This is a genomic window from Flavilitoribacter nigricans DSM 23189 = NBRC 102662, from assembly GCF_002646595.1.
GTDB lineage: Bacteria > Bacteroidota > Bacteroidia > Chitinophagales > Saprospiraceae > Flavilitoribacter > Flavilitoribacter nigricans.
Genome location: NZ_PDUD01000117.1, coordinates 1 through 1284, shown reverse-complemented (window position 1 = coordinate 1284; position 1284 = coordinate 1). Strand labels below are relative to the sequence as shown.

The following is a 1284-nucleotide window of genomic DNA, read 5'->3' as shown; positions in this document are numbered from 1 at the left end:
TCCTGGGAGGTTCTCTAGAGTTTGAACAGCACTTATGGCGTTGAACAATAAGTCGTCAACAGCCGGCATAACATTACGAGACTAAACGAAGAGAGAACCGTTTTTTCTTTTCATCAGCAATCTAATTTACCATGGCCACTCAGATCATTAAGCAGAATGTAGGTATCGACATTTCCAAGGATGATTTTAAGGTTTGTTTTTATCAACTTAAATCGGATCATCAGCATCGGGTTAAAGCTAGTCGAACCTTCAAAAACACCTTATCCGGCTTTAAAGGATTTACTCAGTGGGTGGCTAAGCATGCTGCGGCGGATCTGTTGATACACATTACTGTAGAAGCTACTGGCGTTTACTATGAGCAATTGGTACATTTTTTACATGACCAGCAGCAGTATTACATCAGTGTGGTGCTACCCAACATATCCAAAGCTTTCTCCAAAAGCCTAAACATTAAGACTAAAACGGATAAAGTCGATGCTAAGCTCCTGGGCCAAATGGGATTGGAGCGGAACCTGAAGCAGTGGGCGCCTTTGAGCAATAACTTAAGGTTAATCAAGCAGTTGACTAGAGAAAGAGTCAGTCTCTTGGACGAGAGAGTAGCCTTAATGAACAAACTTCATGCCCGTAGTCATGCCTATGCCCCAACTAAAGAAGGAATCAAAAGGTTGAACAAAAGACTGAAATGGACCAATACGCAAATTGAACAGGTCGAACAGCAGATCAAGCAGGTGATTGAACAAGACCCAAAATTGAAAAAGCTGATCGACAAGATCTGTCAGGTTAAAGGTCTGGGCCTGGTAACGGTAGCCACCATAATTGCTGAGACTGGCGGTTTTGAGTTATTTACCTCCAGAAAGCAGTTGGCTAGTTTCGCCGGCTATGATGTGGTCCAACGAGAATCCGGATCTTCCATTAAAGGCAAAACCCGAATATCCAAAAAAGGCAACCGATATATCCGGCGAGCATTGCATTGCCCGGCTCTGACGGTGGTTAAATATGAGCCCCACTTTCAGCAGATCTATCAGCGGGTTTATGATCGAACAGCTATCAAAATGAAAGGCTATGTAGCCGTACAACGTAAGCTCTTGTTACTGATCTATACCCTGTTTAAAAACAATGCCGATTATGACCCTAAACATGCCCAAAGTCTAACAGAAAAACTTATAAGTAGGCAGGAAACTAGTCCTGCCTACACGGGATGATTACTACTAGAGTAACCTCCTTTGGTAGCTTTAAACTAATATTTTTTTTTCAAAGAACTCTTGGTTTTTTACACAGCACCTT

1 protein-coding gene is annotated in these 1284 nt (G+C 42.3%); it reads left to right on the top strand.

Features of this window, described 5'->3' with window-relative positions:
- The first annotated feature begins 131 nt into the window (after positions 1 to 131).
- Entirely contained in the window at positions 132 to 1202 is a 1071-nt protein-coding gene (locus CRP01_RS41640) for an IS110 family RNA-guided transposase (RefSeq protein WP_099156024.1), read from the top strand.
- Positions 1203 to 1284: the final 82 nt, after the last annotated feature.

Bases quoted from the DNA above. Each gene is read 5' to 3' on its own strand.
- CRP01_RS41640 (WP_099156024.1), top strand. From the start codon at position 132: ATGGCCACTCAGATCATTAAGCAGAATGTAGGTATCGACATTTCCAAG.